This is a genomic window from Caulobacter sp. DWR2-3-1b2 (assembly GCF_049896345.1).
Taxonomy (GTDB): Bacteria; Pseudomonadota; Alphaproteobacteria; order Caulobacterales; family Caulobacteraceae; genus Caulobacter.
In genome coordinates this window covers 981072-1000567 of the sequence record NZ_JAFCUC010000001.1, presented here as the reverse complement: position 1 = coordinate 1000567, position 19496 = coordinate 981072, and the positions used below count along the sequence as shown (strand labels likewise).

The following is a 19496-nucleotide window of genomic DNA, read 5'->3' as shown; positions in this document are numbered from 1 at the left end:
GCGCGGTTGGGACCGTGAACACCGCTCCACATACCGCGCGGCAGCTCGCGAGTGGGCGGAACGGGTCAAGCGTCGTGCTTCTGCGCTTGAATTGACAAACGATGCGATCGCGACTGCCATATCTGCTTGCTGCCCGTTTGTTGGGGAAGACGTTATAGAGACCGCTTGATTTCGAGCCTGGCCTTGGCTCGGACCCATAGAGCTTTCCCCACCAGCCCCGCTAACACCCCCACCACCCTTTCCCCATTCCCCCACCGCCGCAAAGCGCCTAGGTAAGCCTCACTCTGAGCATATCGGGCGAGCCTATCCGGGATCGGATGAAGCGATGGACGACGCGGGCATGAGCTTGCAGGCGACGATGACGGCGATGGGGCAGGCGGCTCGGCAAGGGGCCGCGGCCCTGCGCGTCGCCACGCCGGACCAGCGCACCGCCGCCCTGCACGCCATGGCCGCCGCCATCCGCAGCGACGCCGTCGCGATCCTCGAGGCCAACGCGAAAGATCTGGCCAAGGCGGGAGCCGGCGGCCTGACCGCGCCGATGGTCGAGCGGCTGATGCTCAATCCCGAACGCCTCGAAGGCGTCGCCGCCGGGGTCGAGGCCGTGGCGGCCATTCCCGACCCGCTGGGCGTCGAGACCGCCCGCTGGACGCGGCCCAACGGCCTGGACATCGCCCGGGTTCGCACCCCGATCGGCGTGATCGCCATGATCTTCGAGAGCCGGCCCAATGTCACCGCCGACGCTGCGGCCCTGTGCGTGCGCTCGGGCAATGCGGTGATCCTGCGCGGCGGGTCGGAGTGCATCCACTCCAACCTCGCGATCCACGCGGCCATCGCCAAGGGGCTGAAGGCGGCGGGGATCTCGGCCGACGCGGTGCAGATCGTCCGCACCCCCGACCGCGACGCCGTCGGCGCCATCCTGTCGGGCCTGGACCGCACGATCGACCTGATCATCCCCCGGGGCGGCAAGAGCCTGGTGGCGCGGGTTCAGGCCGAGGCCCGCGTGGCGGTGCTGGGCCATTTGGAGGGATTGAACCACGTGTTCGTCCACGCCGCCGCCGACCCCAGGAAGGCCGTCGAGATCGTGCTGAACGCCAAGATGCGCCGCGTCTCGGTGTGCGGCTCGGCCGAGACCCTGCTCGTGGATCGGGCCGGGGCCAAGGCCCTGCTGCCGCCGATCGCCGACGCCCTGATCAAGGCCGGCTGCGAGCTGCGCGGCGACAGCCTGGCCCTGCAGATCGAGCCCGACATGAAGGCCGCCGTCGAGGCCGACTGGACCACCGAATATCTGGCCCCGATCCTGTCGGTGGCCGTGGTCGATGGGGTGGAGGGCGCGGCCGCCCACATCGCCGCCTATGGTTCGGGCCACACCGACGCGATCGTCACCGAGGATGAGGCGGCCGCCGAGCGGTTCATCGCCCTGGTGGACAGCGCCATCGTGCTGGTCAACGCCTCGACCCAATTCGCCGACGGCGGCGAGTTCGGGTTCGGGGCCGAGATCGGCATCGCCACCGATAAACTTCACGCCCGCGGTCCGGTCGGGGCCGAGCAACTAACGACATTCAAATATGTGGTTCGCGGGACCGGCCAGACTCGTCCCTGAGGCCGGCCGGCCCGCCGCGCAGAGGCTGGGGTTCCACTTGGAGCCCGGCATGCGCGTCGGCCTGTTCGGCGGCAGCTTCAACCCGGCGCACGAGGGCCACGCCCACGTCGCCGAGACGGCGCTGCGACGCCTGGATCTGGACCGGGTGATCTGGCTGGTTTCGCCGCAGAACCCGCTGAAGTCGGCGCATGAGACAAGGCCGCTGGCCGAGCGCCTGGCCGGCGCTCGGCGCTGGGCCCAAGGGGGCGGTTTGGGTGGCGGCATGATCGTCTCCGACGCCGAGACGCGTCTGGGCTCGAAATACACCATCGATACCCTACGGGTGTTGAAGGCCCGCTATCCGGGGGTGAAGTTCGTGTGGATCATGGGGGCCGACAGCCTGGCCACCTTCCATCGCTGGCGGGGCTGGACCCAGATCATGCGCGAGGTCCCGGTGGCGGTGATCTCGCGGCCCTGGGCTGCGCTGAAGGCCCGCACCTCGCCCGCCGCCCGCCGCTTCGCCTTCGCCCGACGTCCGGCCAGCGAGGCCGCGATCCTGGCCGACGCCGCGGCTCCGGCCTGGGTCTATCTGACGGGGCCCCTGAACTTCGCCTCGTCGACGGCGCTGCGGGGGCGGCAGACGCGGGGGTAGTTTCGTTCTCCCCTTGCGGGCGAGGGTGGCCTCGCGGAGCGAGGTCGGGTGAGGGGTCGATCGCCCTTTCGGCAGAAACGATCGCGCGCTCAATCGCGGCGGCTTTCGGTTGAGAGACCCCTCATCCGACCGCTTCGCGGCCACCGTCTCCCGCAAGGGGGAGAAGGACCATGACCGCCCGAATCGCCCCGATCCACGTTCCCCCTCATCTTTTCGAGTCATCCATGCTATGGGAGGGATTGCGCGACCCCCATCAAGGAGCATTTCCGCTGCGTAGCGACCCCGCGCCAAGTGCGCACGAGGACACGGCCTCCGCCGATACCTCGAAAAAAGCGACCTCGAGCACCGAGACCGCCCTGGACAAGAGCATCAAGGCGCTCGAGACCCTGATCCTGTCGCGTCTCGACGACGACAAGGCCCAGGACATCGTCCATATCGACCTGACGGACAAGAGCTCGGTCGCCGACAGCCTGATCGTGGCGTCTGGCCGGTCGCACCGTCACGTCGGCGCCCTGGCCGACCACATCATCCGTGCCCTCAAGGAAGAGGGCTTCGGCAAGGCGCGGGTCGAGGGCCTGCCGCATTGCGACTGGGTGCTGATCGACGCCGGCGACGTGGTGGTCCACCTGTTCCGGCCCGAAGTCCGCTCGTTCTACAACATCGAAAAGATCTGGGCCGTCGACGCACCGCACCGGATCGCGGCGGCAAACTAAGACGCCTCGCCCCTGACGTCACCGCTCGCCCGCCAAATCTCGCGTGTAGGGCGGTGACGGGATCGCCCATGAAGATCACCCTCCTCACCGTCGGAAAGCTTGGCCGCATGGTCGAGGCGCAGTTGGCCGTGGACTATGCGTCCCGGGCCACGGCGTCGGGCCGCGCCCTGGCGATCGGGCCGGTCGAGATCGTCGAGGTCGAGGCGCGCAAGCCCGGCAAGGCCGCCGAAGCCGAAGTGCTGCGCCCGCATCTGGAAGGCGCCCATGTCATCGCCTGCGACGAGCACGGCAAGGTGCGGCCTAGCCGGGCCTTCGCCGAGCACATCGGCCGGCTGCGCGACGACGGGCGCCGCAAGGTCGTGTTCCTGATCGGCGGCGCCGATGGCCTGGATCCCTCGATCCTGGCCGAGGCGAACGAGACCCTGGCCTTCGGGCCCCAGACCTGGCCCCACGCCTTGGCCCGCGTCCTGCTGGCCGAGCAGGTCTATCGCGCCGTCACCATCCTGGCGGGCTCGCCCTATCATCGCGATTGATTTTAATCCGCTGGTCCCGGCATTCGCCGGGATCAGCGGAGGTGGGGCAGGTCGGGAGAACCAGTTGTCGCTGCGACCCAATACAGGCATTGATCGGCCTATGCGCCGCGTCACGCTGATCACCACCAGCCTCCTGGTCGCCCTGCTGGGCGCCGGGGGTCTTGTCGCGGCCGCCCAAGTCGCTGGGGTCACCCAGCGCGCCAAGGACGAGCAGGCCGCCGCCGACACCCGCCGCGAGATCGTCGACCTGCGAGGCGAGCTGGACGCCCTGGGCCAGAGGCGCCTGGTCACCGGCGACGATGTCGGTGAGAAACGCGCCCGGCTGGAAGCCCTGCACCAGCGCGAATCGGCCCTGGTGGCCGAGCTGGGTCGCGATCGCGGGCAGCTGTCGCGGCTGCTCTCGGCCCTGCAGCTCTTCCGCCGTGATCCGCCGCCGGCCCTGCTGGTCAGCCCCGGTGACGCCCGCGACGCGGTGCGGGCCGCCATCCTGATCCGCGCCATGACCCCTGAACTCCAGAACAGGGCCGAAGGCTACGCCCGCCAGGCCCGCGCCGTCTCGGCCCTGCGCCGTGAGGCCGCGGCCGCCTCCGAGCAGCTGTTCACCGCCGAGAGCCTGGTCGCCGACCGCAAGGGCGAGCTGGAACGGATGATCGTCGAAAAGACCCAGCTGGAGCGCGCCTACGCCCAGGAGGCGATGACCGGAGACCAGGCCCAGCTGGGGGCCCTGACCGACGGCCTGGCCGTCAAGCCCGCCACGGGCCCCCTGGTGCTGACCGCGCCCACATCCGGCGTGATGACCCACCGGTTCGGCCAGGCCATGCCCCTGGGCGGCCGGGCCAACGGCCTGACGATCCGCACGGAAAAGGGTCACGCCATCGCCAGTCCCGCCGCCGCCACGGTCGAATACGCCGGACCGCTGAATGGCTGGGGCGTCGTCTTGATCCTGCGGGCTCAAGGCGCCTACCATCTGGTGTTGGCGGGAATGGACCAGATTTCCGTCGCCCCCGGACAATCTGTCGCGCCCGGTCAGGCGGTTGGCAGGATGGCCGGGCATGGATCTTCCGATCCGGAACTCTATTTTGAAGTGCGAGAAGATGGCGCTTCGGTCGATCCAGAGCGTTGGCTCAAGCAGGGGTCGCGATAAACGGCATTTTCAGCGATGATGGCCGTCAAATGAACAAAGGTTCCGCTACTACTGGCGGACAACAAGTTTGAACGCGGCGCGAGAGCGTCGTCAGGGAGCCTTCCAGGCCACATGCGCAAGTACCTGCTCATCGGTGTTTCGGCCTTCGTCCTCGGCGCGGGGACCATGGCCTATGTCAGCCCCATCGCCCAGGCGACCAACGCCACCAAGGGCGAGACCTACAAGATGCTCGAACTGTTTGGAGACGTGCTCCAGACGGTCGACACCCAGTACGTCTCCGAGGTCGACAACAAGAAGCTGATCGAGGCGGCGCTGGACGGCATGCTGACCAGCCTGGATCCGCATTCCGGCTATCTGTCGCCCGACAGCTTCGAGGACATGAACGACACCACCCACGGCGAATACGGCGGGCTGGGCATCGAGGTGACCAGCGAGGACGGCGTGGTCAAGGTGATCTCGCCGATGGACGGCACCCCCGCCGCGCGGGCCGGCATCCAGGCCGGCGACTATATCACCGCAGTCAATGGCCAGTCGGTGCTGGGCCTGACGGTCAACGAGGCGGTCAAGCAGATGCGCGGCGCGGCCGGCGAAGGCGTCACCCTGACCATCGCCCGCGACAAGACCGACCCGTTCGACGTCAAGCTGGTGCGCGAGGTGATCAAGCCCAAGGCCGCCATCGCCCGGATGGAAGGCGACTACGGCTATGTGCGCCTGCCGGGCTTCACCGAAAAGTCCACCGACGCCCTCAGCGCCTCGATCACCGACCTGAAGGCCAAGAACCCCAAGATGAAGGGGCTGATCCTCGACCTGCGCAACAATCCCGGCGGCCTGCTCGACCAGGCCCGGGGCGTGGCCGACCTGTTCCTGGACGGCGGCGAGGTGGTGAGCCAGCGCGGCCGCGACAAGCGCGACATCCAGCGCCTGAACGCCACCCCCGGCGACCTGCTGAACGGCCTGCCGATGGTGGTGCTGATCAACCAGGGCTCGGCCTCGGCGGCGGAAATCGTCGCCGGCGCCCTGCAAGACCGTCATCGCGCCGAGTTGGTGGGCATCACCAGCTTCGGCAAGGGTTCGGTCCAGACCGTGATCCCGCTGCGCGGCGGGGTCGACGGCGCCGTCAAGCTGACCACGGCCCGCTATTTCACGCCGTCGGGGCGCTCGATCCAGAAGACCGGCATCGAACCCGACCTGGAGGTGGCCCAGACCAAGGACCAGGCCCAGGACATCGCCAACCGCGTGTGGTTCAGTGAGGCCAGCTTCAAGAACGCCCTCAATGCCGACGAGGGCAAGACCCGCCAGGGCGTCCACACCCCGGCCGAGGCCCCGCCCCCCGGCTTCGACGAGAAGAAGGGCGACTTCCAGCTGGAACGCGGCTTGGCCGTGCTGAAGGCCGGCTCGGTCGAAGCCGTGCCCAAACTGCCCAAGCCCCAGGCCAAGATCGCCGAAGTCACGGCCAAGGCTGCGGCGGCGGCGGCGGGTAAAGGCCCGGCGGTGGAGAAGAAGTAGGGGGCTGGTTAAGAGACCCTCTCCCAGAAAGAGAGGGTTCCGAAATGGCCCGCTCCGCCCATTCCGTCGCACCCTTCGTTAACCATATATTCGGCGCTGACCGGCTAGCCTCGCGCCCATGGCCGTGTCGTTTTCCCGCAAGCCCGCCTTTAGCCACGCCGCCTCCGCCTTGGGCCGCGGTGACGCCCCGGACCTGCGCGCCAAGCTGCTGGCCGCGGCGGCCAATCCCTATATCGGGGCCAGCGCGGCGGCGTTCCTGTTCCTGCTGAGCCTGTGCGCCCTGATCCTGTTGACCGGCGACCCCAACAAGGGCTCGCCGCTGATCCGGGTGCAGCTGGCCAAGATCGGCGCCACGCTCAACGCGCCCCAGGGCTGGCGCGAGGCGCTGGTCAACGAATCCGACCACGAGGCGCCGCTGACGCCGGGCGCCCTGGACCTGTCGGCCCAGCCCTTCGCCGAGCATCCGGACGAGGCGACCATCACCGTGGCCGGCGACATCGCCGCGCCGCCGCCTGTCGCCGCGCCCGGGGGGCCGCTGCTCCAGGCCCCGTTCGCCGGCCTGTCGACGCCCGGTCCCGGCGGCGGCCTGCTGCCGGTGATCGCCGGCGACGGTCGCACCGCCGCCGAGGCCTATGCTCGCCCCTTCACCGCCGACGGGCGGCCGCGCGTGGCCCTGGTGATCGGCGGGCTGGGCCTCAACCCCCAGACCACCCGCGCCGCCATCGAGACCCTGCCGCCCGAGATCACCCTGTCCTTCGCCCCCTATGCCGAGGGCCTGCAGGGCTGGATCGACCTGGCCCGCAACCACGGCCATGAGGTGCTGCTGGAAGCCCCCATGGAGCCGGTCGACTACCCCGCCAATGATCCGGGCCCCTTCACCCTGATCACCGCCAATCGGCCGGAAGACACCGTCCGCAAGATGGAATGGCTGATGTCGCGGGCCACCGGCTATTTTGGACTGACCAACTATCTGGGCTCGCGCTTTGTCACCAATGACGCGGCCATGACCACCTTCACCCTGACCCTGAAGGCGCGCGGCCTGGCCTTCATCGACGACGGGCAGGCGTCCCTGCGCGGCGGTCCGATCCCCCGCGCCTCGGCCGACCGGATCATTGACGACGAACTGGCGGCAGGCGCCATCGACGGCCAGTTGAAGATGCTTGAGACCGGCGCGGCCGGGCGCGGCCAGGCCCTGGGCTCGGGGTTCGCCTATCCGGTGACCATCAACCAGGTGAAGATCTGGGCTGCGGGCCTGTCCGGGCGGGGTTTGCAACTGGCCCCCGCCTCGGCCATGGCCAAGCGATGAACGCCAGCCAGCCCGCCGACGACGCGTATCCCGATCATCGCCCCAATGTCGGCGTCGTGCTGTTTCATGCCGATGGCCGCGTTTGGCTGGGCAAGCGCCATAGGCAGCCCGCGCCATATAACTGGCAGTTCCCGCAAGGCGGCGTCGATGACGGCGAGGACCTGCTGGAGGCGGCGCGGCGCGAGCTAAAGGAAGAGACTGGCGTCGTTTCCGCCGACCATCTTGCCCAGACCGAGGGCTGGCTGATCTATGACTTCCCCACCGACTTCGCCTCGTCGAAGAAGGCGCGCGGGTTCAAGGGTCAGAAGCAGGTGTGGTTCGCCTTCCGCTTCACGGGCGAGGAGTCGGAGATCGACTTGGAGGCCGACGCCCACGTCGAGTTCGACGCCTGGCGATGGGCCACGCTCGACGAAACGCCCGAATTGATCGTACCCTTCAAACGCGCGGTGTACGAACAGGTCGTCGCCGCCTTCGGTGGGTACGCGCGCGGCGGCTGACGCCAGGCCGCGCTAGAGGTAGGGCGGCATGAGCAAGACCATTCTGATGATCCACGGCTTCGGCGCCGCCGGCGAAAGCTGGGCCCCGGTGGCAGCGCGCTTCAAGGCCGCCGGCTATGGCGTCGAAACCCCCACCATCCATGCCACCCTGCGCACCGTGGGTCCGCCGCCGGCCGGCCTGATCGGCAAGACCCTCGCCAACTATGTCACCGAGATGAGCGACCTGGCCCAGTCGATCGCCAAGCGCGACGGCGAAAAGCCGTTGGTGTTCGGGCACTCGATGGGCGGGCTGATCGCCCAGAAGCTGGCCGAGGCGGGGCTGGTGTCGGGAATCGTGCTGTTCGCCCCGGCCTCGCCGGCCGACGCGCGCAGCGGCCCGAAACTCGCGCCGATGTTCACCTTCCTCAACATCGCCATGACCTCCAGTCCCGAGACCAAGGCAGTCAAGATCTGGAAGATGGGCTTCAACTGGGGTGTGCTGAACCGGACGCCGCCCGAGCGCCACGAGGCGATCTTCGCCACCACGGTGCATGACAGCGGCCGGGCTCTTTCGGACCTGGCCTATCCCGATCGTGATCCGAACAAGACCGTGTCGATCGACTCCGCCAAGATCACCGCGCCGGTGTTGATCCTGGCCGGCGCCCGCGACCGCACCACGCCGATCGGGGACCTTCGCCTGGTCGGCAAGAAGTATGGCGGCGCCACCTTCAAGGAATATCCCGACAACGCCCACTGGCTGATCGACGAGCCCGGCAGCGACAAGATCCTGGCCGATGTGGACGCCTGGCTCGACGCCCGGGGCCTGGGCGCCCAAGCCCCGGTGACCAAGGCCCCGGTGACCAAGGCCGCCCCCGCGGCGAAGCTGGCCAAGGCTGAACCCGCCGTGACCCCGGCGCCCGCCGCCAAGCCCCTCGAGCCCCTCGAGCCCGCCCCGAGAGCCAAGGCGGCGCCCCAGGCCAAGCCCGTTTCCGCGCCCGCGCCCGCGCCCGCGACCGCGCCAGCGCCAGCGCCGCCCGCCCCCGCGCCGGCGGCCAAGGCGAGCCTAAAGGCTCCGGCCAAAGCCAAGTCGGTCGCCAAGCCCGCTCCAGCCCCGGCGTCCCCACCCGTCGCCAAGACTCCGCCCCCCGCCAAGCCGGCGCCCAAGGCTCCCGCAAAGCTCGCCGCGTCGCCTGTCCCCACGCCCGATATGACGGCCAAGCCCACGCCCGCCGCCAAGCCCAAGGCCGGGGCCAAGCCCGCCGCCGCCCCCGCTGTGACCAAGGCTCCAGCCAGGGCCGGCGCGCCGAAACCAGTCGCCAAGCCGAAGGCCGCCGCCCTCGCCAAGGCGCCGGCTCCGGTCAAGGCCGCCGCCAAGCCCAAGGTTCCCGCGACAAAGGCGACCGCCAAATCTTCACCCGCGCCGAAGAAGAGCGTGTAGGCTGAGCGTTCGGCGCTTTGGCCGAACGAGTGGGCGAGGCGCGCGTGGCGACTCCGGTGATCATGGTGCACGGCGCCTTCTGCGGCGGCTGGACGTTTGACACGTTCCGTCAACCGTTCGAGGCGGCGGGCCACGTCGTCCAGACCCCCGACCTGATCGGCCATGGCGACGGCGCCTCGGTCGCCGGCCGCTCGATGGTCGACTACGCCAAGCAAATCGCCGCCCTGTGCGAGTCCTGCGATGAGCCGCCCATCCTGATCGGCCACTCGATGGGCGGGCTGGTCGCCCAAATGGCGGCGGCCCGCGCCCCGGTGTCGCGCCTGATCCTGCTGGCCCCCTCGCCGCCCTGGGGCGTGACGGGCTCGTCGCTGGAGGAGGCCGCCTCGGCCGTCAGCCTCTATGCCCTGGGTCCGTACTGGCTACAGGCCGTGGCGCCCGATTTCGGCGTGGTTGAAAGCTACACGCTGGACCGCCTGCCGCGTGACGAGCGCAAGGCGCTGTACGCCAAGATGACCGCCGAGAGCGGCCGGGCGCTGTGGGAAACCCTGAACTGGTTCATGGACCCGTTCATGACCACCGGCGCCAGCCCCGTGGGCGTGCCGACTCTGGCGATCGCCGGCGGCAAGGACGTGATCCATCCGCCCGCCACCGTTCGCCAGACCGCCGCGCGGCTGGGCGGGTCCTGCGAGGTCTTCCCGACGATGAGCCACTGGCTGCCGGGCGAACCGGGCTGGGAAGCCGTCGCCGAAGCCTGCCTGGACTTCATTGGGCATGAAGGTCGCGTCGCGGCCTGACCTTCGGGGGATGTGGGCTTCGGCCTCAGTGGGCCGGCGTGAACAGCTTCAGCCCCAGTATGCCCGAGACGATGAGCCCCAGGCAGACCAGCCGGGCCGCCGTGGCTGGCTCCTTGAACACCACGATGCCGACGATGGCCGTACCGACAGCGCCGACCCCGGTCCACACCGCGTAGGCCGTGCCCAGCGGCAGGGACTTCAGCGCCCAGCCCAGCAGGCCCAGGCTGGCGACGAAACATGCGGCTGTCAACGCCATCGGGACCGGCCGGGTGAAGCCCTCGGTATATTTTAGGCCCACGGCCCAGCCGATCTCGAACAGACCCGCGATGAAGAGAATGATCCAGGCCATGACCGGCTCCTGAGTTCAGAGCGGGGTCGTCCCCGGAGACGCGAAAAAGGCGCGGGGTCGTCCCCGCGCCTTTCCTAGATAGTCTTGTCGCACTGGAGGGCAAGCCTCCGATCGGCGAAGGTCCTAGGGCATTTTTCGAGCGAAGTGGTTGCGGTTCGCGTGAAGAAAAATGCCTCAAAACAAAAGATGAGAGCTCACGGCCTGACGCAGTCAGGTCGGGAAATGCTCTAGCGGCTGGTGGTGCTGTAGAGCACCTGGGCCTGCTCGTAGTTCTTGCCCACCGAGCTGTCGTCCAGCTTCTTCAGGCGCATATAGACCAGGCCCGCGTGGCCGTCGGCCCAGGCGTCGTCCCACGAGACGGTGAAGCGCTTGAAGTCCGTGCCGATCGTCTGGTCGTTGCGGATCAGGCGCAGCTGCGGCTTGTTCTCCCAGGTCGCCCAGTCGTGCAGGGCGGTGGCGAGGGACTGGGCCTGCTCGACGGTCTGGGCGTACTGGATGGTGACGGTGCAGACGTTCTTGTTGGAGCCTGGATTGTCGATGGCGATCTGGTAGGGCTTGCCGATGTCGAGGACGAACTTCTCTTTCTTCTTCTTCATGCCCGCGGCCTTGGCCAGGCTCGGGAAGTCGCCGCCAACCACGAGGGGCTTGCAGACCCGGTCCAGGATGCTCAGCAGTTGCAGCGACACCGGATCGGTCGAGGGCGGCGGACGCACCGGCTCGACATAGGCCGGCTCGGCGCCGGCGACCGGGGCGGCGACCGGCGGGATGGCTTGGTCGGCCGGAGCGGGCGCGGCGGGGCTGGTGGCGGCCGGGGCCATCGGCATGGGCATGGGCATGGGCATGGGCGCAGCGGCCGGAGCCGGAGCCGGAACCGGGGTGGTCGCCGGCGCGGCGGTCGGAGCGGGCTGCTGGGCGACGGCGGTGGAGACCGCGCCCCCAACCAGGAAAATGGGTGCGATCAGGCTGGCGAGCGCGAGGCGCATGGTCGAGATATCCCCAATAGGCAAGAGGTCGGCATTAAAGCCGACAGGCGTTCCCTCGCAACCCTTATGGTGACCGATTAAGGCCGAGATTGGGTCACAGGTGTAATTTACTCGCCCAAGAGTGCGGCGTGACGCCTCAGGCGTGCAAACCAGGCGTCATTCCGATCGGAGGTCCTGGCCCTTGAGCGTGACCACGACGATCTCCGGTGGTGCGCGGAAACGTACAGGTAGGATCGACACACCCACGCCGCCCGTCACGAACAGGTTGCGCCCCCGATCAACATAGGCCCCGCAACCCCACTGGCGCGACGCCTGAGAGGCGTGGACCAGCCGCCCCATCACCGGCAGGTTGACCTGTCCGCAATGGGTATGGCCCGCGACGGTCAGGGCCACCCGGTCGGGCGCCTGGGCGAAGGGGTCGGGCCAGTGGCTCATAACCACCACCGGCTCGGATGTCGGCACGTTGGCCATGGCCACGGGATAGGACGGCGTCGCCCGCTTCGAATCCAGGTCGGCCAGACCTGCCACCCAGAACGGACCCTTGGTCCTGGCAACTCGCAAGGCGCGGTTCTCCAGCACATGAGCACCGGCCCGGACTAAGGCCTGCTCGGTCGCGCCGCCATCATACCACCAGTCGTGATTGCCCAGCACGGCGTAGACCCCCAGGCGGGGGTTGAGGCCCTGGAACGCGGAAATCCCGCGCAGGATTTCCGAACGCTGTGGCGCGGCCCGAGTGGCTGCGGACTCGTGACTGCCCGCATAGTCGCCCAGAAGCAGGACGACGTCGGGATGCTGCGCGTTCATCCGCGCCACCACCCGCGCAACGCGGGCCGGATCGACGTGGGGCGCGGCGACATGGGTGTCACTGATCAAGCCCAGGCGCACCGGCGGGCCGGTCCAGGTGCGCGACTCGATCGTCACCCTCCGCACGACCAGCAGATTAGGCTCGACCAGGAAGGCCCAGACCCCCAGCCCGTAGGCGACCAGCAACAGGCCAGCCACCGCCCAAGCCAGACGCAAACGGCCTGAGCGCCGCATGAACGCCCAGGCCGTGAAAACAATAGGTAATCCCGTCACCGCGCCAATCCAGGCCAGCAACATGATGCTGTGCCCGGTCATGCGTGAAACGCCTAGGCCGCCTCGACCGCGTGTTCGGCCAGGATGGTGAAGCCGTCCGGGCCCACGTCGGCGAAACCGCCCTGGATGTCGAACACTCGCACGGTGGAGCCGTCGCGAACCGTGACCTTGCCTTCGCGCAGGGTGGTCATGAACGGGGCGTGGCCCGGCAGGACGCCGAAATCGCCTTCCGCGCCGGGCGCATCGACCTGATCGACTTCGGCGGAGAACAGTTCGCGCTCGGGCGCGACGAGGGAGAAGTGCAGCTTGGCCATTATTCCACGATCTCCACGGCGCCCAGGGCGGCTTCGATGTCTTCGTCGGTCTGGATCTCGGTCCCGCAGAACGGGCAGAAGCGGATGGTGGCCAGCACGACGCCGCTCTCACCTTCCTCTTCGCGATGACCCAGGTTGAGCAGGATCAAACCGCTGTCATGCTCGATCAGCGAGGCCTCGGGGTCGGAAGACACCGCCTCCTCAAGCTCTTCGCAGCAGAAGTTCACGGTTTCGAATTCGGTGTCGGTCATGGGGTGGTCCATAGCATGAAGTCGGGATGTTTTCTTCTCCCGCGAGGGGAGAAGGAAGATCAGGCCGCTTCGACCGTGTGCTCGGCCAGTATGGTCAGGCCGCCCTCACCGACATCGGCGAAACCGCCTTGGATGTCGAACAGCTTGGTGCCGGCGCCGTTCTTCACGGTGATGCGGCCTTCGCGCAGCGTGGTCATGAACGGGGCGTGGCCCGGCAGGACGCCGAAGTCGCCTTCGGCGCCCGGCGCATCGACCTGATCGACCTCGCCGGAGAACAGTTCGCGCTCGGGGGCGACGAGTGAGAAGTGGAGCTTGGCCATGACGCTCAGCCGTAAGACATTATGGCGATCGTCACGGGGGCAGCGTCGCCCTCCGTCAAATCGCGCTTGAAGATCCGAATATTGATGTCCGAACCTGGACCAACCGATCGAGAATACATCCAGACCTCATTGCCAGCGCTCGGGCGCATATCCAGTTTCCAGCCCGAAGCGCCATCGCCTAAATGATCCAACAGCTTTTGTTCGATCCCTGGCGCATCATAGGCAGTCACCCGGCAAAAAGCCCGAGCGCCGCCCTGCACCGTCAAGAAACTGCTGCCGTAGACCTTGGCTTCCGTCGCTTCAAAAGTCTGAGAAAGAACCGAGCCCGAAAGAGCACGGGCGATCTCGGGATTTTTCTTGCCTGCCTTGGACTTGCTGAAGCCAGCCTTCTCGAACTGATCGCGAGCCTGCTCCGTGAACGGCGTGGGGCGTAGACCATCTGGGAAGGCCGCGAACGTCGCCTCGCACGCCGCGGCGCCCGAGATGAACGCATCCGCGCCTGAAGCCAGGTCCGCCGCGGATGCCGAACCGCCAGCCGCGAGAACCGCGACGACAGTCAGTATCCGGGCGAGGGCTCTCATCAGGCTTCGCCGGCCAGCTTTTCAGCCTTGGCCACCGCTTCCTCGATGGCGCCGACCATGTAGAAGGCGGCTTCCGGCAGGTGGTCGTATTCGCCGTCCACGATGCCCTTGAACGAGCGGATGGTGTCCTTCAGCGCGACGAAGGCGCCGGGGGTGTTGGTGAACTGCTCGGCCACGTGGAATGGCTGGCTCAGGAAGCGCGAGATCTTGCGGGCCCGGGCGACGGTCAGCTTGTCCTCTTCCGACAGCTCGTCCATGCCCAGGATGGCGATGATGTCCTTCAGCGACTTGTACTGCTGAAGCACTTCCTGGACCGAACGGGCCACGTTGTAGTGCTCTTCGCCAATGACCAACGGGTCCATGATCCGCGAGGTCGAGTCCAGCGGATCGACGGCGGGGAAGATGGCCTGGGCGGCGATGTCGCGCGACAGAACGGTGGTGGCGTCCAAGTGGGCGAACGAGGCGGCGGGCGCCGGGTCGGTCAAGTCGTCGGCGGGCACGTAGATGGCCTGGACCGAGGTGATCGAACCCTTGTTGGTCGAGGTGATGCGCTCCTGCAGGTTGCCCATCTCGGTGGCCAGGGTGGGCTGATAGCCCACGGCCGAGGGGATGCGGCCCAGCAGAGCCGACACTTCGGCGCCGGCCTGGGTGAAGCGGAAGATGTTGTCGACGAACAGCAGCACGTCCTTGCCTTCTTCATCGCGGAAATATTCGGCGATGGAGAGGCCGGTCAGGGCCACGCGGGCGCGGGCGCCGGGGGGCTCGTTCATCTGGCCATAGACCAGGGCGCAGCGGCTGCCTTCGGTGGTGCCGTTGATCTTTGGGTCCACATTGACGTTGGACTCGATCATCTCGTGATAGAGGTCGTTGCCTTCGCGGGTGCGTTCGCCCACGCCGGCCAGGACCGAATAACCGCCGTAAGCCTTGGCGATGTTGTTGATCAATTCCTGCATGGTCACGGTCTTGCCGACGCCGGCCCCGCCGAACAGGCCGATCTTGCCGCCCTTGGTGTAGGGGCACATCAGGTCGATGACCTTGATGCCGGTGACCAGCACTTCAGCGGTGTTGGTCTGCTCGGCGAAGGACGGGGCCTCGCGGTGGATCGAGCGGTACATGTCCGACTTGATCGGGCCCTGCTCGTCGATCGGCTCGCCGATGACGTTCATGATCCGGCCCAGGGTGCCGGGGCCGACCGGGACGCGGATCGAGTCTCCGGTGTCGCGCACGGCCTGACCGCGGACCAGGCCCTCGGTGGCGTCCATGGCGATGGCGCGGACGGTGTTCTGGCCCAGGTGCTGGGCGACTTCGAACACCAGGCGCTGGCCCGAGGCGATGTTGACGGTTTCCAGGGCGTTGAGGATGGCCGGCAGTTCGCCGGTGAATTCCACATCGACGACGGCGCCGATGACCTGCACCAGCTTGCCGGTGGCCGCGCCGATCGTGGCGGGCGCCTCACGGGTGCCGGCGACGGCGGGGGCGGCGGCCGGAGCGACGGGCTTGGCGGCCTTGGGGGCGGCCGGCTTGCGGGCCGGCTTGACGGTGGCGGCGACGGGGGCGCCCACGGTCACCGGGGTTTCGGCGGCGGCGGGAGCCTTAGCGGGGATCTTGGCCATGGCGTTCAGGGTCTTTCGTGCGGGCTCGTGCGGGCGTTTTTATGATTGGAAGTCAGGGTCAGACGGCTTCGGCGCCGGAGATGATCTCGATCAGCTCCTTGGTGATCTGAGCCTGACGGGAGCGGTTATATTCCAGGGTGTAGCGCTTGATCATGTCGCCCGCATTGCGCGTGGCGTTGTCCATCGCCGTCATCTGGCTGGCGTAGAAGCCGGCCATGTTGTCGAGCAGGGCCGACAGGATCTGGACCGTCAGGTTGCGCGGCAGCAGGGTCTCGAGGATTTCCTCTTCCGAGGGTTCGTACTCGTAGACCGCGCTGGCGCCGGTCTGAGCGGCGGCCCCGCCCTCGACGACGGCGGGGATCAGCTGCAGGGCGGTCGGGGTCTGGATGACCACTGACTTGAAGCGGCTGTAGAACAGGGTGACCACGTCCACGTCGCCGGCTTCATACAGGCGGGTGACGTGGTCGGCGATCGGCTGGGCGACCGCCAGGGTGAACTGGCGATAGGCCGACAGGTCGAAGTTCTCGACGATGCGGTCGGCATAGACGCGGCGAAGCTGGCCGGTCGCCTTCTTGCCGACGCAGACGATCTTCACGTCCTTGCCCTGGCGGATCAGGGTGTCGATCCGCTCGCGCGCGGCGCGGACGATCGACGAGGTGAAGCCCCCGGCCAGGCCGCGGTCGGCGGCGGCGACGACGATCAGGTGACGATCGTCGCGACCCGTGCCGGCCAGCAGCGGCGGCGCGCCGTCACCGGTCACGCTCGCCGCCAGATTGGCGATGACGTTCGACAGCCGGCGCGCATAGGGGCGCGCGGCTTCCGCAGCATCCTGGCTGCGGCGGAGCTTGGCCGCCGCGACCATCTGCATCGCTTTCGTGATCTTTTGCGTCGCCTTGACGCTTGAGATCCGATTGCGCATCTCCTTTAGGCTTGCCATCCGCCTATCAGACCTTCCTAAACAACCACCAGGTGCTGTCGTCCATCACGGTCGTTCTTCTCCAGAAGAACCCGTAATCGACCAACTGCAGATCTGGGAACATATCCATGTAGAGCGAGCCAAAATCGTTCTTGAACAGAAGATCTTGTTCGCCGCGGTAGGGTATCGTCTCGGCCTTCGGCGCGAAATACTCCGAGCAGAAGACGTACTTGGCGGCCACGCGATGCACTTCGCGCATCGTCGCTTCCAACTGGCTGGGATCGACGTGGATCAGGACGCCGGCCGTGAAGGCCATGTCCACAGCGCCGTCGGCCAACGGGATGCTGTGCCCGAAACCCTCGAAGAGCCGCTCGGCCGGCAGAACGCCGTTCTCGACCAGTTCCTTGCGGGCCGAAGCATTGGGCTCGATCGCCCACTGCTCCATGTCCGACACCGCCGCAAGGCCCAGGAGGTTGAGACCCACATTGGGCCCCACTTCCAGGACGCTCTTCGGCGGCGCGCCGACCATGCGCCGCATCACTTCACCCCAGACCCGCGCACGGCCGCGAACGGCCTCGGCGTTGGCGGCGCTACGTTGCGTGTAGCGGTCGCCAAATTCGCCGGACCATGCGTCCATGGATTTGGGGTGAGCGGCCATCGATCGCCTTTAGGCGAAGGTCGCCGAGAAGGTGTCGAGCACGCTTTTCAGCGTACCTTCAAGATCCTTGTCGAGGGCCTTCTTGGTGCGGATGCCGTCCAGCAGATCCTTGTGCTGGCTGTGCAGACGGGCCAGCAGTTCGCTTTCGAAGCGACGAACGCTGCTGGTCGGGATGGCGTCCAGATAGCCGCGGGTGCCGGCATAGATCACGCAGACCTGCTCTTCGACGGCCTGCGGGGAATATTGCGGCTGCTTCAGCAGCTCGGTCAGGCGCTCGCCACGGGCCAGCATCTTCTGGGTCGAGGCGTCGAGGTCCGAGCCGAACTTGGCGAAGGCGGCCATTTCGCGATACTGGGCCAGCTCGCCCTTGATCGCGCCGGCCACCTGCTTCATCGCCTTGATCTGGGCCGACGAGCCGACGCGCGACACCGAGATGCCGACGTTCACGGCCGGGCGGATGCCCTGGTAGAACAGGTCGGTTTCCAGGAAGATCTGGCCGTCGGTGATGGAGATCACGTTGGTCGGGATATAGGCCGAAACGTCGTTGGCCTGGGTTTCGATGATCGGCAGGGCCGTCAACGAGCCCGAACCATTGTCTTCGTTCAGCTTGGCGGCGCGTTCCAGCAGGCGGGAATGCAGGTAGAACACATCCCCGGGATAGGCTTCGCGGCCCGGCGGGCGGCGCAGCAGCAGGCTCATCTGGCGATAGGCGACGGCTTGCTTGGAAAGGTCATCATAGATGATCAGGGCGTGCAGGCCGTTGTCGCGGAACCACTCGCCCATGGCGCAGCCCGAGAACGGCGCCAAGTACTGCAAGGGCGCCGGCTCGGAGGCCGAGGCCACGACGACGATGGTGTAGTCCAGGGCGCCGCGCTCTTCGAGCGTCTTGACGATCTGGGCGACGGTCGAGCGCTTTTGGCCGATGGCGACATAGACACAATAGAGCTTGGCGCTCTCGTCCGTGCCGGCGTTGGCGATCTTCTGGTTCAGGATGGTGTCAATGGCGACGGCGGTCTTGCCGGTCTGACGGTCACCGATGATCAGCTCGCGCTGGCCGCGGCCGACCGGGATCAGGGTGTCGATCGACTTCAGGCCGGTCTGCACGGGCTCGTGCACCGACTTGCGAGGGATGATGCCGGGCGCCTTGACGTCGACGCGGCGGCGTTCGGTGGAGACGATCGGGCCCTTGCCGTCGATCGGCTCGCCCAGCGGGTTGACGACGCGGCCCAACAGGCCACGGCCGACCGGAACGTCGACGATCTCGCCGAGACGACGGACTTCGTCGCCTTCCTTGATGGCTTGGTCCTGGCCGAAGATCACGCAACCGACGTTGTCGCGCTCGAGGTTCAGGGCCATGCCCTTCACGCCGGCCTTCGGGAACTCGACCATCTCGCCGGCCTGGACGTTGTCCAAACCGTAGATGCGCGCGATGCCGTCACCGACGGACAAAACCTGGCCGACGTCCGAAACGGCGGCTTCTTCGCCGAAATTGGCGATCTGCGACTTGAGGATGGCCGAGATTTCGGCGGCGCGGATGTCCATGGCTGTCTTGGGCTCTCTGCGATTTTATATTTTGACGGCGCTTATAGAGGTTTAGGCGCGCTTCAGGGCGAATTTCAGGGAATCGAGCTTGCTGCGAAGCGAAGCGTCGAACAGGCGGGAGCCGACGCGCACCTTGATGCCGCCCAGGATGGACGGATCGACGAGCGTCGAGATTTCGGGAACCTTACCCAGCGAGGCGCTGACGGCGGCCGAGACGCCCTGCAGCTGGGCGGGGGTCAGGGCCTTGGCGGTGACGACCTCGGCGGTGACGACGCCGCGATGCTTGGCCGACAGTTCGATGAAGGCGGTGACGGCGCCCATCAGGTCGCCAGCCCGGCCGTTGAGGGCCACCAGGCCCAGGAACTTGGCGGTGAGGATCTGGAAGCCAGCCTTGGCGGCGACGGCGCGGAAGCCCTTGGCCTTGTCCTCGGCGGTGAAGGCCGGGCTATCGATCAGGCGGCGCAGGTCGGCGCTATCGGCCACCATCACGCGCAGCGATTTCAGGTCGGCCTCGACCTGGGTCAGCTGGTTGTTGTCGATCGTCAGTTCGAACAGGGACTGCGCATAGCGCTGACCCGCATCCGTCGCCTTGGTTTCGTCCGCCACTTGTTCCGCCCGGTGCGTTGCAAATCGCCGCGGACAAGAAGTTTAACCCTCATCCCGGCTTAAAGGCTTGAACGCGCTTTAGAAAAGCGCATTGAGGGCCGGCGCTGATGCGCCACCCCGTCCGAAGCCGCGAGCCTGATAACAC

At 67.5% G+C, this 19496-nt stretch carries 22 protein-coding genes; 10 read left to right on the top strand and 12 right to left on the bottom strand.

Annotation, left to right across the window (positions count from 1 at the left end; translation table 11 throughout):
* The first annotated feature begins 292 nt into the window (after window positions 1–292).
* The 10 genes from ACP694_RS04890 to ACP694_RS04845 all read left to right on the top strand — a co-directional run bounded on the left by ACP694_RS04890 (window position 293) and on the right by ACP694_RS04845 (window position 10141).
* Window positions 293–1600: a glutamate-5-semialdehyde dehydrogenase gene (locus tag ACP694_RS04890; protein ID WP_426011297.1), complete on the top strand. Its 1308-nt coding sequence runs from the start codon at window positions 293–295 to the stop codon at window positions 1598–1600.
* A complete protein-coding gene (locus ACP694_RS04885; protein ID WP_426010858.1) occupies window positions 1566–2231 on the top strand; it encodes a nicotinate-nucleotide adenylyltransferase in 666 nt (221 codons plus the stop codon). The genes ACP694_RS04890 and ACP694_RS04885 overlap by 35 nt, the downstream gene beginning before the upstream one ends.
* Window positions 2232–2500: 269 nt before the next feature.
* Window positions 2501–2944, top strand: a complete 444-nt coding sequence (gene rsfS, locus ACP694_RS04880; RefSeq protein ID WP_426011296.1) for a ribosome silencing factor — start codon at window positions 2501–2503, stop codon at window positions 2942–2944.
* Window positions 2945–3012: 68 nt separating this feature from the next.
* Window positions 3013–3477: a 23S rRNA (pseudouridine(1915)-N(3))-methyltransferase RlmH gene (gene rlmH / locus ACP694_RS04875; protein ID WP_426010856.1), complete on the top strand. Its 465-nt coding sequence runs from the start codon at window positions 3013–3015 to the stop codon at window positions 3475–3477.
* A gap of 100 nt (window positions 3478–3577) precedes the next feature.
* Window positions 3578–4621, top strand: a complete 1044-nt coding sequence (locus tag ACP694_RS04870) for a murein hydrolase activator EnvC family protein (protein ID WP_426010855.1) — start codon at window positions 3578–3580, stop codon at window positions 4619–4621.
* A gap of 111 nt (window positions 4622–4732) precedes the next feature.
* Window positions 4733–6127 (top strand): S41 family peptidase, encoded by a 1395-nt coding sequence (locus ACP694_RS04865; protein WP_426010853.1) that lies wholly within the window; start codon window positions 4733–4735, stop codon window positions 6125–6127.
* A 118-nt stretch (window positions 6128–6245) separates the two neighbouring features.
* Window positions 6246–7433: a divergent polysaccharide deacetylase family protein gene (locus ACP694_RS04860; RefSeq protein WP_426010852.1), complete on the top strand. Its 1188-nt coding sequence runs from the start codon at window positions 6246–6248 to the stop codon at window positions 7431–7433.
* A complete protein-coding gene (locus ACP694_RS04855) occupies window positions 7430–7930 on the top strand; it encodes an RNA pyrophosphohydrolase (protein ID WP_426010850.1) in 501 nt (166 codons plus the stop codon). Before ACP694_RS04860 ends, ACP694_RS04855 begins: the two co-directional genes overlap by 4 nt.
* 28 nt (window positions 7931–7958) lie before the next feature.
* Window positions 7959–9347, top strand: coding sequence for an alpha/beta hydrolase (locus ACP694_RS04850; protein ID WP_426010849.1), 1389 nt, complete (start codon window positions 7959–7961; stop codon window positions 9345–9347).
* A 44-nt stretch (window positions 9348–9391) separates the two neighbouring features.
* Window positions 9392–10141, top strand: coding sequence for an alpha/beta fold hydrolase (locus ACP694_RS04845; protein ID WP_426011295.1), 750 nt, complete (start codon window positions 9392–9394; stop codon window positions 10139–10141).
* 25 nt (window positions 10142–10166) lie between these two features.
* Here ACP694_RS04845 and sugE read toward each other — a convergent pair whose 3' ends face one another.
* The 12 genes from sugE to ACP694_RS04785 all read right to left on the bottom strand — a co-directional run bounded on the left by sugE (window position 10167) and on the right by ACP694_RS04785 (window position 19351).
* Window positions 10167–10490 carry a quaternary ammonium compound efflux SMR transporter SugE gene (gene sugE / locus ACP694_RS04840; RefSeq protein ID WP_426010848.1) on the bottom strand — a complete coding sequence of 108 codons (324 nt, stop codon included), beginning with the start codon at window positions 10488–10490 and terminating at the stop codon, window positions 10167–10169.
* Window positions 10491–10717: 227 nt separating this feature from the next.
* Complete coding sequence (locus tag ACP694_RS04835) at window positions 10718–11473, bottom strand: hypothetical protein (protein ID WP_426010846.1); 756 nt, start codon at window positions 11471–11473, stop codon at window positions 10718–10720.
* Window positions 11474–11629: 156 nt separating this feature from the next.
* On the bottom strand, window positions 11630–12592 hold the full coding sequence (locus ACP694_RS04830; RefSeq protein ID WP_426010845.1) for a metallophosphoesterase: 963 nt from the start codon (window positions 12590–12592) through the stop codon (window positions 11630–11632).
* An 11-nt stretch (window positions 12593–12603) separates the two neighbouring features.
* Complete coding sequence (locus ACP694_RS04825) at window positions 12604–12864, bottom strand: ATP synthase F1 subunit epsilon (protein WP_426010843.1); 261 nt, start codon at window positions 12862–12864, stop codon at window positions 12604–12606.
* Window positions 12864–13115 (bottom strand): hypothetical protein, encoded by a 252-nt coding sequence (locus ACP694_RS04820; protein WP_426010841.1) that lies wholly within the window; start codon window positions 13113–13115, stop codon window positions 12864–12866. Before ACP694_RS04820 ends, ACP694_RS04825 begins: the two co-directional genes overlap by 1 nt.
* Window positions 13116–13174: 59 nt before the next feature.
* Entirely contained in the window at window positions 13175–13435 is a 261-nt protein-coding gene (locus ACP694_RS04815) for an ATP synthase F1 subunit epsilon (RefSeq protein WP_426010840.1), read from the bottom strand.
* A gap of 5 nt (window positions 13436–13440) precedes the next feature.
* Window positions 13441–14016, bottom strand: a complete 576-nt coding sequence (locus tag ACP694_RS04810) for a hypothetical protein (protein WP_426010838.1) — start codon at window positions 14014–14016, stop codon at window positions 13441–13443.
* The gene (atpD, locus tag ACP694_RS04805) at window positions 14016–15629 is read right to left on the bottom strand and encodes a F0F1 ATP synthase subunit beta (RefSeq protein ID WP_426010836.1); all 1614 of its coding nucleotides are present in this window, start codon (window positions 15627–15629) and stop codon (window positions 14016–14018) included. Before atpD ends, ACP694_RS04810 begins: the two co-directional genes overlap by 1 nt.
* A 58-nt stretch (window positions 15630–15687) precedes the next feature.
* Complete coding sequence (locus tag ACP694_RS04800) at window positions 15688–16566, bottom strand: F0F1 ATP synthase subunit gamma (protein ID WP_426010835.1); 879 nt, start codon at window positions 16564–16566, stop codon at window positions 15688–15690.
* A 7-nt stretch (window positions 16567–16573) separates the two neighbouring features.
* The gene (locus tag ACP694_RS04795) at window positions 16574–17203 is read right to left on the bottom strand and encodes a pseudaminic acid biosynthesis-associated methylase (RefSeq protein ID WP_426010833.1); all 630 of its coding nucleotides are present in this window, start codon (window positions 17201–17203) and stop codon (window positions 16574–16576) included.
* Between the two features lie 9 nt (window positions 17204–17212).
* Complete coding sequence (gene atpA / locus ACP694_RS04790) at window positions 17213–18745, bottom strand: F0F1 ATP synthase subunit alpha (protein ID WP_426010832.1); 1533 nt, start codon at window positions 18743–18745, stop codon at window positions 17213–17215.
* Window positions 18746–18796: 51 nt separating this feature from the next.
* A complete protein-coding gene (locus ACP694_RS04785) occupies window positions 18797–19351 on the bottom strand; it encodes a F0F1 ATP synthase subunit delta (RefSeq protein ID WP_426010830.1) in 555 nt (184 codons plus the stop codon).
* Window positions 19352–19496 lie beyond the last annotated feature (145 nt).

Bases quoted from the DNA above. Each gene is read 5' to 3' on its own strand.
- ACP694_RS04885 (WP_426010858.1), top strand. From the start codon at position 1,566: ATGTGGTTCGCGGGACCGGCCAGACTCGTCCCTGAGGCCGGCCGGCCC.
- rlmH (WP_426010856.1), top strand. From the start codon at position 3,013: ATGAAGATCACCCTCCTCACCGTCGGAAAGCTTGGCCGCATGGTCGAG.
- ACP694_RS04870 (WP_426010855.1), top strand. From the start codon at position 3,578: ATGCGCCGCGTCACGCTGATCACCACCAGCCTCCTGGTCGCCCTGCTG.
- ACP694_RS04865 (WP_426010853.1), top strand. From the start codon at position 4,733: ATGCGCAAGTACCTGCTCATCGGTGTTTCGGCCTTCGTCCTCGGCGCG.
- ACP694_RS04860 (WP_426010852.1), top strand. From the start codon at position 6,246: ATGGCCGTGTCGTTTTCCCGCAAGCCCGCCTTTAGCCACGCCGCCTCC.
- ACP694_RS04855 (WP_426010850.1), top strand. From the start codon at position 7,430: ATGAACGCCAGCCAGCCCGCCGACGACGCGTATCCCGATCATCGCCCC.
- ACP694_RS04850 (WP_426010849.1), top strand. From the start codon at position 7,959: ATGAGCAAGACCATTCTGATGATCCACGGCTTCGGCGCCGCCGGCGAA.
- sugE (WP_426010848.1), bottom strand. From the start codon at position 10,490: ATGGCCTGGATCATTCTCTTCATCGCGGGTCTGTTCGAGATCGGCTGG.
- ACP694_RS04835 (WP_426010846.1), bottom strand. From the start codon at position 11,473: ATGCGCCTCGCGCTCGCCAGCCTGATCGCACCCATTTTCCTGGTTGGG.
- ACP694_RS04830 (WP_426010845.1), bottom strand. From the start codon at position 12,592: ATGACCGGGCACAGCATCATGTTGCTGGCCTGGATTGGCGCGGTGACG.
- ACP694_RS04825 (WP_426010843.1), bottom strand. From the start codon at position 12,864: ATGGCCAAGCTGCACTTCTCCCTCGTCGCGCCCGAGCGCGAACTGTTC.
- ACP694_RS04820 (WP_426010841.1), bottom strand. From the start codon at position 13,115: ATGACCGACACCGAATTCGAAACCGTGAACTTCTGCTGCGAAGAGCTT.
- ACP694_RS04815 (WP_426010840.1), bottom strand. From the start codon at position 13,435: ATGGCCAAGCTCCACTTCTCACTCGTCGCCCCCGAGCGCGAACTGTTC.
- ACP694_RS04810 (WP_426010838.1), bottom strand. From the start codon at position 14,016: ATGAGAGCCCTCGCCCGGATACTGACTGTCGTCGCGGTTCTCGCGGCT.
- atpD (WP_426010836.1), bottom strand. From the start codon at position 15,629: ATGGCCAAGATCCCCGCTAAGGCTCCCGCCGCCGCCGAAACCCCGGTG.
- ACP694_RS04800 (WP_426010835.1), bottom strand. From the start codon at position 16,566: ATGGCAAGCCTAAAGGAGATGCGCAATCGGATCTCAAGCGTCAAGGCG.
- ACP694_RS04795 (WP_426010833.1), bottom strand. From the start codon at position 17,203: ATGGCCGCTCACCCCAAATCCATGGACGCATGGTCCGGCGAATTTGGC.
- atpA (WP_426010832.1), bottom strand. From the start codon at position 18,745: ATGGACATCCGCGCCGCCGAAATCTCGGCCATCCTCAAGTCGCAGATC.